The sequence below is a fragment of the Acinetobacter pragensis genome, assembly GCF_001605895.1.
GTDB classification, from domain to species: domain Bacteria; phylum Pseudomonadota; class Gammaproteobacteria; order Pseudomonadales; family Moraxellaceae; genus Acinetobacter; species Acinetobacter pragensis.
Window position 1 is genome coordinate 1 of the sequence record NZ_LUAW01000048.1, and the last position, 9,900, is coordinate 9,900.

At 38.0% G+C, this 9,900-nt stretch carries 14 protein-coding genes and 1 pseudogene; 11 read left to right on the forward strand and 4 right to left on the reverse strand.

What is annotated here, in order from left to right:
* Both AZH43_RS18255 and cysS read right to left on the reverse strand, forming a co-directional pair.
* Window positions 1-110, reverse strand: a pseudogene (locus AZH43_RS18255) (ferric iron uptake transcriptional regulator); the annotation flags it as partial.
* 61 nt (window positions 111-171) lie between these two features.
* Window positions 172-1,605: a cysteine--tRNA ligase gene (gene cysS, locus AZH43_RS16030; RefSeq protein WP_067671817.1), complete on the reverse strand. Its 1,434-nt coding sequence runs from the start codon at window positions 1,603-1,605 to the stop codon at window positions 172-174.
* A 189-nt stretch (window positions 1,606-1,794) separates the two neighbouring features.
* Here cysS and AZH43_RS16035 point away from each other — a divergent pair, with 189 nt between their 5' ends.
* From AZH43_RS16035 to zigA, 3 genes are read left to right on the forward strand one after another with little or no spacing between them, the layout of a single operon-like run.
* Window positions 1,795-2,541 (forward strand): D-Ala-D-Ala carboxypeptidase family metallohydrolase, encoded by a 747-nt coding sequence (locus AZH43_RS16035; RefSeq protein WP_067671820.1) that lies wholly within the window; start codon window positions 1,795-1,797, stop codon window positions 2,539-2,541.
* Window positions 2,534-2,965: a Fur family transcriptional regulator gene (locus tag AZH43_RS16040; RefSeq protein WP_067671823.1), complete on the forward strand. Its 432-nt coding sequence runs from the start codon at window positions 2,534-2,536 to the stop codon at window positions 2,963-2,965. Before AZH43_RS16035 ends, AZH43_RS16040 begins: the two co-directional genes overlap by 8 nt.
* Window positions 2,958-4,190 (forward strand): zinc metallochaperone GTPase ZigA, encoded by a 1,233-nt coding sequence (gene zigA, locus AZH43_RS16045; RefSeq protein ID WP_067671826.1) that lies wholly within the window; start codon window positions 2,958-2,960, stop codon window positions 4,188-4,190. Before AZH43_RS16040 ends, zigA begins: the two co-directional genes overlap by 8 nt.
* 91 nt (window positions 4,191-4,281) lie before the next feature.
* Here the strand turns inward: zigA and AZH43_RS16050 are convergent, their stop codons facing one another.
* On the reverse strand, window positions 4,282-4,608 hold the full coding sequence (locus AZH43_RS16050) for an ArsR/SmtB family transcription factor (RefSeq protein WP_067671829.1): 327 nt from the start codon (window positions 4,606-4,608) through the stop codon (window positions 4,282-4,284).
* Between the two features lie 111 nt (window positions 4,609-4,719).
* Between AZH43_RS16050 and AZH43_RS16055 the strand changes: the two genes are divergently transcribed.
* The 8 genes from AZH43_RS16055 (at window position 4,720) to AZH43_RS16090 (ending at window position 9,617) form a co-directional block, all read left to right on the forward strand.
* A complete protein-coding gene (locus AZH43_RS16055; protein ID WP_067671832.1) occupies window positions 4,720-5,136 on the forward strand; it encodes a YeeE/YedE family protein in 417 nt (138 codons plus the stop codon).
* Window positions 5,137-5,553, forward strand: a complete 417-nt coding sequence (locus AZH43_RS16060) for a DUF6691 family protein (RefSeq protein WP_067671835.1) — start codon at window positions 5,137-5,139, stop codon at window positions 5,551-5,553. It begins immediately after the preceding gene.
* 2 nt (window positions 5,554-5,555) lie between these two features.
* Window positions 5,556-6,428: an MBL fold metallo-hydrolase gene (locus AZH43_RS16065; protein ID WP_067671838.1), complete on the forward strand. Its 873-nt coding sequence runs from the start codon at window positions 5,556-5,558 to the stop codon at window positions 6,426-6,428.
* 65 nt (window positions 6,429-6,493) lie between these two features.
* The gene (locus AZH43_RS16070; protein ID WP_067671842.1) at window positions 6,494-7,276 is read left to right on the forward strand and encodes a sulfite exporter TauE/SafE family protein; all 783 of its coding nucleotides are present in this window, start codon (window positions 6,494-6,496) and stop codon (window positions 7,274-7,276) included.
* Window positions 7,277-7,376: 100 nt separating this feature from the next.
* Complete coding sequence (locus tag AZH43_RS16075; protein ID WP_067671845.1) at window positions 7,377-7,772, forward strand: rhodanese-like domain-containing protein; 396 nt, start codon at window positions 7,377-7,379, stop codon at window positions 7,770-7,772.
* Window positions 7,773-7,827: 55 nt separating this feature from the next.
* Entirely contained in the window at window positions 7,828-8,163 is a 336-nt protein-coding gene (locus AZH43_RS16080; RefSeq protein WP_067671848.1) for a carboxymuconolactone decarboxylase family protein, read from the forward strand.
* A gap of 24 nt (window positions 8,164-8,187) precedes the next feature.
* Window positions 8,188-8,808, forward strand: a complete 621-nt coding sequence (locus tag AZH43_RS16085; RefSeq protein WP_067671851.1) for a methyltransferase domain-containing protein — start codon at window positions 8,188-8,190, stop codon at window positions 8,806-8,808.
* A 65-nt stretch (window positions 8,809-8,873) separates the two neighbouring features.
* Complete coding sequence (locus AZH43_RS16090) at window positions 8,874-9,617, forward strand: SDR family NAD(P)-dependent oxidoreductase (protein ID WP_067671854.1); 744 nt, start codon at window positions 8,874-8,876, stop codon at window positions 9,615-9,617.
* Window positions 9,618-9,695: 78 nt separating this feature from the next.
* On the opposite strand, the gene AZH43_RS16095 is transcribed toward AZH43_RS16090, so the two are convergent.
* A partial coding sequence (locus AZH43_RS16095) for a dinitrogenase iron-molybdenum cofactor (protein WP_067671857.1) occupies window positions 9,696-9,900 on the reverse strand: 205 nt, incomplete at its 5' end.

Sequence of the window (9,900 nt, forward strand, 5' to 3'; positions counted from 1 at the left end):
TCCGYMYTCAGATGGTGAGGAATTGAGTTTTCCAATATTTCTAAAATTTTTATTCGCGGAAGAGTGACTTTTAGTCCTGCTTTTCTCAGGTCTTGATTGCTAATCGCCATATGTGTAATCCGTATTTGATAAAGATGGGGAGGATGAATCTTAATAAGTAAACATCATTCATTATTGATTGAGTCTCCAAATTGTTTGTGTCTGGGTATCCTCTAAAAGGATGCCACTTTTAAGTAATTTCTGTCGAATTTGATCTGCTAAAGCATATTGTTTATTGCTTCGTGCTGTATTTCTTGCCAGAATCGCTTCTTGGATTTCCTGCTCGGAAAGGGGAGAATCTTGTTCACTAGCTGAGTGCTTTAATATTTTCTCAGGATCATACTGAAAAATATTTAGAATATTGCCGATCCAAAGAAGTAACTGATAATTTTTAATAACGTTTTCTTGGTTCTCTTCTTTTAAGGCTATGTTCAGCTGCTTCAATAAGTCAAAACAAACAACTAAAGCTTCTGGAGTATTAAAGTCATCGTTCATGGCTTGATTAAATTTTTGTATAAAAGGATTACTATTTAGTTCTGTTTTAATAGCATCATCTTTTGATGTGATAAAGGGTTGTGCGTGGTAAATTGCTTGATAGAATCGAGACAATACTTTTTGTGTATCTTTTAAAATATGATCAGAGAAATCAATCGGATTACGGTAATGCGAACTGATCACCAGTAAGCGAATGACTTCAGGATGATAATCCTTGAGCGCATCACGTATGGTAAGAAAATTACCTAATGATTTCGACATTTTTTCTCCATTGACATTGATGAAGCCTGTATGCAACCAGTAATTCACATATTTTTCTCCAGTTGCAGCTTCACTCTGTGCTATTTCATTTTCATGATGTGGGAAAATTAAATCACCCCCACCGCCATGAATATCGAAATGGTTGCCAAGATGACACATTGACATTGCCGAACATTCAATATGCCAACCTGGTCGACCATTTCCCCAAGGCGATTGCCAAAAAGGTTCATTGGGTTTTGAAGCTTTCCAGAGTACAAAATCAAAAGGATGACGTTTTTCTGTTTCTAAACTGACACGTTGGCTCGCACCAGCTTGCATATCTGCTAATTTTCGACCAGATAATCGTCCATAGTCAGGATAGCTTTCAACAGAAAAATAAATATCGCCATTTGATGTTTGATAGGCGTATTTTTTTTGGAATAAGGTTTGAATAATAGTTTGAATATTTTGAATAGAATCAGTTGCTTTAGGCTCTGCATCAGGAGAGAGGCAGCCTAATGTATGAAAATCTATATGCATTGCTTGAATAAAGCGATCCGTCAATTTGCCGATGGATTCGTGGTTGTCTTGTGCTTTATGAATAATCTTGTTATCGATATCCGTAATATTACGAATGTATTTTACTTTCCAGCCCTGTGATCTCAAAAAGCGAACAATAAAGTCAAAGGCGACCATGGTTCGTGCATGTCCAATATGACAATAATCATAAACGGTGATTCCACAGACATAGAGTTTGATTTCGTTTGTTATGATAGGTTTGAAGCGCTCTTTGGATCGAGTTTCAGCATTATAAACATACAAATCAGACATTGTTTTTCCCAGTTAGCGCTCTATTAATTGCACAGCAGAATCAAATCAAAAACCAATGTTCTTCTTTGAATTTGAGATAAAGAAGAACTTTTAAATATTTAAGTTATGTTATAACATTACATTATGAGTGGCAAACTTATTAAAATTGCCCATTAGGCGTTTTAAGATTCGAGATTGAAATAAGTGGCTATGAAACATTTTTTAATTATTGGTTTACTGTTCTGTCTTACAGCATGCAGTCAGAAACAAACGGGGCAATTGATTTACTCATCAAATGCTTCGGGACAACATAACAATGTAAAACGTAAATCTGTACAGCCGAAACGATCGTATCCAAAAAATGCCCCAATAGAGTATCAGCATTGGATTTCGCAACCTTCACATAAAGCTCAAGTGAATCGTTATCAAACATTTTTAAAAAAATATAATTTACTGGGTGTTGTACCTGAATTTGAACTATTTCAAACAGCACGAGATTGGCAAAACTGCCATGCATCAGAATATGAAATTCCACCGCAAGAAATTTGGAACAATATCGTACCGACTTTAAATATTTTTAAGGAATTAATTAATGACAATGTGATTGATGATTTTACAGTCACTTCTGTTTACCGTAACTCTGCCCTAAATCGCTGTGCGAAAGGAGCAGATTCTTCCAAACATGTTTTTAATGCTGCACTTGATTTTAGGATTGGTCCAGAACAGCCAATACTAGAAGAACTTACAATGATTCAGCAAACAAAAACAAATTTGTGTCAATTTTGGGTCAAAAATGGTGATCGCTTGAATATGGGACTCGGAGTCTATGCTTCTGGTCAAATTCATATTGATAGTGCTGGATATCGCACATGGGGACCCGATCATAAAAGTACCTCATCTCCCTGTATCACTCAGCTTTTGTCTAATCGAAATGATAAAGGAAATGTAGATGAGTGAATTAAAACTTAGTGCGATACAGCAAAGGGTATTAACAATTTTGCAAAATGAGCAGAAGGCAATAAGTGCTTATGCTTTATTGGAAAAGGTAAAACCTTACGGCTTGCAATCTCCAGTACAAATTTATCGTATTTTAAAAAAACTATCAGGCCATGGCTTAATACTTAGACTTGATACATTGAACAAATATTTAGCATATGAATTGAGAAATAAGAAAAATTACTTACTCGTCACAATTTGTACAGAGTGTCAGACAGTTCAAATTCTTGATTCACCTCAGTTTACTCAAGTGATTGAACAGTCACTTGTTCATCAGGATTTTAGCCCTAAGCATCATTGTTTAGAGCTATTAGGTCAATGTGCTTTATGTTTTTCCAAACGTAACAAGCCTTTTATTAAGATAAGTGAGAAAGCCAATGGATAATTCTTTAGCCACTCCAGCCAAATTACCTGTAACTGTGCTGTCGGGATTCCTCGGTGCAGGTAAGACGACGTTACTCAATCATATTTTAAATAACCGCGAAGGTCGTCGTATCGCGGTCATTGTTAATGATATGTCGGAGGTAAATATTGATGCTGCTTTAGTACGAGATGGTGGTGCAGAACTTTCCCGTACTGATGAAAAACTGGTAGAAATGAGTAATGGTTGTATCTGCTGTACTTTGCGGGAAGATTTACTGGTGGAAGTTCGTCGCCTCGCTCAAGAGTATCGTTTTGATCAATTAGTCATTGAGTCAACGGGAATTTCTGAGCCATTACCCGTAGCCGAAACTTTTACTTTTGAAGATGAAAATGGTGTGTCACTGAATGAGTTTGCACGACTTGATACCATGGTGACGGTTGTAGATGCCTTTAATTTTTTAAAAGATTACAGCTCGTATGATAGTTTGCAACAACGCGGAGAGTCGTTGGGTGAACAAGATGAGCGTACTGTGGTTGACCTATTGATTGATCAAATTGAGTTTTGTGATGTCATCATCTTAAATAAAGTAGATCTGATCAATGAGGATGATAAACAACGTTTATTTGCAATTTTAAATAAACTTAATCCACGAGCAAAAATTGAAATTTCTGAATTTGGTAAAGTCAATTTAGATAAAGTTTTAAATACAGGGCTTTTTGATTTTAACGAGGCTTCTCAAGCTCCAGGTTGGCTGAAAGAATTGCGTGGTGAACACACACCTGAAACAGAAGAATATGGGATTAAAAGTTTTGTATATCGTGCGAGACGTCCATTTCATCCACAACGTTTTTATGATTTCATCAATTCCGAATGGAAAGGTGTGGTTCGTTCGAAAGGCTATTTTTGGTTGGCTTCAAACCCTGAGTTTGCTGCTTCTTGGTCACAAGCGGGTGCAATGGCTAGACATGGTGTTGCCGGCTATTGGTGGGCAACGGTTCCTGACGAGCATTGGCCAGAGGATCAGCAAAGCCGTGATGAAATCATCAGAAATTGGGATGAGCGTACTGGGGATGCACGACAGGAAATTGTAATGATTGGAATGGATATAGATGAACAGGGTTTAATTCAACAGTTTGACCAATGTTTACTGACGGATGTGGAAATGGCCGGAGGACCTGAGCAGTGGAAGCTTATGGTTAATCCATTTCCTGAGTGGGAGAACTTAGAGCAATCTTCAGATAATTGATTTGAAAAAAAGTAACAGACTTTTTTGCTTGAAAAGTGAGCATAAGAGTCTGTTATTCCAAATGTGAAATATTTTTAGGGAGTTAACATTTCTAGTTCGAGTCCATGTCATTCATACAATATAAGCCGTATAGGGTCTGCATGATTTGTAATATTCTCATATCACTAAATTGATAAAAGATTTGTTTGCCTTCACGGCGTGTCGATACCATTTTACTTTTTCTGAGTATCGTTAGTTGTTGTGATAATGTTGGTTGGCATACCTGAGCGGTTTTTTCAATTTGTTGAACATTCAGCTCACTATCAATTAAGACACATAAAATTTTAAGACGATCAGGATTCGATAAGACTTTTAGACAATCAGTGACAAGGTTGACTTTTGAAAGATCTATTTTCATTTTTAATTCATTGGTTTTCATAAGCGTATCCTAAAAATCATCTTATTATTATACAAAAAAATAAAGTAATACTTGTATATTATTTAATTATATAATATTAATAAGTATATTGTTTGGCGTGATTTGAATTGTATGTATGACTATTTGATTTCCTTTATGGGTGGATTATTGCTAGGTGCAGCTGTAGTTGGCTACCTATATGTACATGGTCGTATTGCTGGAGTTAGTGGATTAGTTGCACAAATTCTAAACCCTCAAACGATATTTAAGACACCTGCTATTTGGTTTATGTCAGGTTTGATCATTATACCCTTCATTTATGGGCGATTTGTTCAGCCAGAAATTGAATTGAATGCCAGTCCGTTGATGATGATTATTGCTGGGCTATTAGTGGGTTTTGGGACACGCTTAGGTTCAGGCTGTACCAGCGGTCATGGCATTTGTGGGATCAGTCGCTTATCTAAACGTTCTATTCTAGCCACCATGAGTTTTATGTTCGCTGGATTTGTTACGGTTTACATGATTCGCCATGTCACAGGAGCTTTCTAAATGAAGAATTTTCTTGCTTTCATTTTCGGCGGTTTATTTTCTATAGGTTTGATGCTTTCAGGGATGTCCAATCCAGAAAAAGTTCTAAACTTCTTAGATTTGTTTGGTGATTGGGATGCGAGTCTAGCTTTCGTAATGATTGGAGCGATTATGGTTGCAATTATTCCTTTTCAAAAGGTGGTACGCAGTCAGGCACCCAAAACCGTATTTAATGAACCAATTGAATTACCAAGTAATCATAAAATTGATCCTAAACTGATCTCGGGCAGCCTTTTATTTGGTATTGGTTGGGGGATTGCTGGGATATGTCCTGCGCCTAGTTTTACCTTGATTGGTCTTGGGCATTATCAAGTTCTGTATTTTATTGTCGCGATGCTTGCAGGCGTTTTGCTTCACCGTAAGTGGACAGGAGCTTAATCATGTTAAATTCCCCTGTTGTAAAAGATTTTTTTCACGAAGATACGAATACTTTCAGTTACGTGGTGAGTGATCCCGCTACCAAGTCATGTGCAATTATTGACAGTGTACTGGACTATGATGCTGCATCAGCCACAACATCTACCACACATGCCGATCAGATCATTACCTATGTCAAAGCGCAGGGTTTAACAGTCGGGTGGATTTTAGAAACTCATGTTCATGCCGATCATTTAACTGCTGCACAATATCTCAAAACCAAATTAGGCGGAAAAATCGCCATGAGCCAGAGAATTGCTGTAGTACAAGAGACCTTTTCTGCGATCTATCATTTGGATATCAAACAGTGGAATACCCAACAATTATTTGATTACCTGTTTGATGATCATGAGCAATTTCTAATTGGTTCAATCGAAGCATATAACATTCCCACCCCAGGACATACGCCTGCTTGCCTGAGTTATGTCATCGGTGATGCCGTGTTTGTGGGTGATACCTTATTCATGCCAGATTATGGAACAGCGCGCTGTGATTTCCCGAAGGGAAGCGCATCAATACTTTTTGATTCAATACAAAGTTTGTATCAACTGCCTGAGAAAACACATGTATTTCTCTGCCATGATTATTTGCCAGAAAAGCGCGATACCTATATGTGTGAAACGGATATTCAGACTCAAAAAAATCAGAATATCCATATTCACGACGGCACGACCAAAGATGATTTTGTTGAAATGCGTAATAAGCGCGATGCGGGTTTAAGTATGCCCAAACTGATTTTACCTTCGATACAGATCAATATGAAAGCAGGACAATTCCCTGAACCCGAAGAGAATGGTGTTTCTTATTTAAAACTTCCACTGAATTACTTCAAATAGGCAAATTTTAAGATTAAACAACAAGTTTTGTTTAATTGGTTTGGTAATAGAGGGGGGCAGTAGCGATGTGGATGCTAATACTTGAAGGACTGACCATCGGTGGTTTGCTTGGGTTAACCGGTGCTGGTGGTGGCATTCTGGCCGTACCTGCACTGATGGCAAGTCAAGGGTGGACGGTCGCACAAGCTGCACCTGTTGGCTTGCTTGCAGTCACTTTATCTGCCTTGGTTGGAACATTTGAAGGCTTATTTAAGAAGATAGTACGCTATCGGGCTGCGCTTTGGATTGCACTGATCAGCATTCCTTCAGCACGTTATGGTGTGCATCTGGGAGGAATAATTTCTCCTGTATGGCTTACCTTAGCATTCAGTTTAGTCATGCTCGTGGTTGCTTACCGGATTTTTTTTAAAAAAGTGAATGACCATACAGGTGTGCTGTGTAAAGTTAACCAAACAACTGGTCGTCTGATTTGGAACATGAAAACTGCATTGTCTCTCGGCGCCATTGGTGTCGTGGCAGGTTTATTGACTGGTTTGCTTGGGGTAGGTGGGGGATTCGTGATTGTTCCAGCACTGAGTAAAGTAACTGATCTTGATATGCGCAGTATTGTTGCGACCTCGTTGATGATTATTTTCCTGATAGGTGGTGTCAGCATTTCAGCTCATATTTTAGATGGTTTTCAATACCCCGTTTCGGTCACGCTGACTTTCGTTTTAACTTGCATGGCTGGGATGTTGATTGGTCGAAGTTTGATGCCTTTAGTTAAGAATAGTCAAATCCAAAAGGTTTTTGCCATAACTGTCATAAGCGTAGCATTTTATTTAATTTCTACAGTCATCATAACTTAATACAAGCAAGAGATTAGAGCCAAATTTAAAAACTGCATTTTAAAGACATGAATATTTAATCAGAGACCAGATTTCTAAAGATCGGAAGAGGTAAAGAGTAATGAAAACAGCAGAACAATTAATTTCAATGGCAAAAAACCGAATTCAAGAAGTGACGGTCGCAGACTTACTTGAAGCCATGAAAAACCATAAAACCATTCTGATTGATGTTCGGGAACCAGATGAATTTCAGGCGGTAGCGATAGACCGAGCCGTGAATTATCCTCGTGGTGTTTTAGAAATGAGAATTCACCAGCATCCTGTGGCGAGCCATCATTGCGATACCTTGCAAGCACTAGAACATCTTAAAGATCAGCCGATTTATTTGATTTGTGGGACGGGTGGCCGATCAGCTCTGGCTACAGATACTTTACAGAATATGGGATTTACTCAGGTGAAATCTGTTCAGGGTGGATTCCAAGCATGGCTAGAGCAGGGTTATCCAGTAGAGAAATAACTAGATTTCTATTTTAAGTCTAACTTAAGTTTATGGACATTCAAGTGAGAAAATCATGAAGTACAAAGAATTAACTCAAAATATTTCAGGCAGTTTAAAGACATTAGCGCAGGATTCTCCTGATTTAATGAAAAGTTTTAATCAATTGTCACAAGTTGCAATGCGAGATGGTGTTATTGATCCTAAAATAAAAGAACTGATTGCCTTAGCGATTGGTGTTGCAGCACGATGTGATGGATGTATCGGTTTTCATGTCAGAACCCTAGTCAAAATGGGAATGACATTGCAAGAATTAGAGGAAGTGCTTGGTGTTGCAGTTTATATGGGGGGCGGTCCTTCATTGATGTATGCCGCTAATGCATTGGAAGCATTTAAAGAATTCACAGCTTAATTTTTTCAATCATTGGGAAACGATATGAATCAGCACTGGGATAATCTTTATTCGCAAACACAGGATCTGTATGGCATTTCGCCCAATCATTTTATTCAACAGATAGCAGATCAGGTTCCAATTGTGGGAAAAACTCTTGCTATAGCAGAGGGTGAGGGGAGGAATATCCTTTATTTGGCTAATAAAGCGAAACAGCAAAATGATTCATTTTCAGCAGAAATATGGGATTACTCAAAAGTTGCTTTGCAACACTTATCTGCAAAAGCCCAACAAGCTGGTTTTGACTTCACACTTAGAAATATTGATCTCAATGATGTCGAATGGCCAAGAGAGTGTTATCAAAATGTGATGTGTGTGTATGGGCATTTTGACGAAAATACTCAATTCAATGTTCTCACTGGGATACGTCAAGCATTGACAAACAATGGCTGGTTTATTGGAGAGCTTTATTCTAAAGAGCAGATTGATTATCAAACCGGTGGTCCGAAAGATATTAACTATTTGTACGATCCAATGTCGTTTCTTTCAGTATTTAAAAATGATCATCTTTATCATTTTTATGTGGGAGAACAAGAACGTCATGAAGGCAAGTTACATAACGGAAAATGTCATGTAGTTCAATTTGCAATTCAAGTGCAGAAATAGGGTCTAAAGCGTTTCAAGCACGAGTATGGCTCACATGCTCATTTTATAAAAAAGAGAGGTTTACGATGTCAACACGTTTTAATAATAAAGTGGCTTTAGTTACAGGTGCAGGTTCGGGTATTGGGCGAAGTACAGCGCTGCTTCTTGCTCAACAAGGGGCAAAAGTTGTTGTTTCAGATATTAATCTTGATGCGGCTGAGAAAGTTGCAGCTGAAATTATAGCTGCTGGCGGCCATGCTGTTGCTAATAAAACAGATACATCTCATCCAGAAGAAATGAAGCAAGCTGTTGAGTTTGCCGTGGAAAGCTTTGGGGCTCTGCATTTAGCATTTAATAATGCGGGTATTTTAGGTGAAGTCAATCCGATTGCTGAGTTGAGTATTGACGCTTGGCGTAGAGTCATCGATATTAATTTGAATGCTGTTTTCTATGGGCTGCATTATCAGATTCCATCAATACTTAAGTCAGGTGGTGGAGCGATTGTTAATACCGCATCAATCTTAGGTTTAGTCGGGACAAAGAACATTTCAGGATATGTTGCGGCGAAACATGGTGTGACTGGTCTGACAAAGACTGCATCATTGGAGTACGCTGATCAAGGTATACGCATTAATTCAGTCCACCCTGGTTATATTCAAACCCCATTAATTGGAGAATTTGAGGAATCAGAATTAGTGAAACTTCATCCATTTGGCCGATTGGGTAAACCAGAAGAAGTTGCTCAAGTAGTGGCTTTTTTATTATCTGATGAAGCTTCATTTGTGACCGGCAGTCAATATACTGTTGATGGTTCTTATACTTCACAATAATAAATGAAATAAGAAAACCCTGCATCTGCAGGCTTTTCTTATTTTGTTCATGATAAATTACAGCTTCCATCCAGAATTTTATTTGGCTGAAATTAAATTACCGATAAATTGTTCTGGTTCAATTTCTGCTGTTACCATGACATGGACACCAATATTTCTGAGTTTTTCTCGTAATTGATCGCCCATTCCCGTAGTTACGAATATATCCATAGGCAGCAGTTTTTCGAGTACTTCACCAGACTGCGAAAAGGATTGCTCCTTTTCAACTTCAATAAGTTGTTTA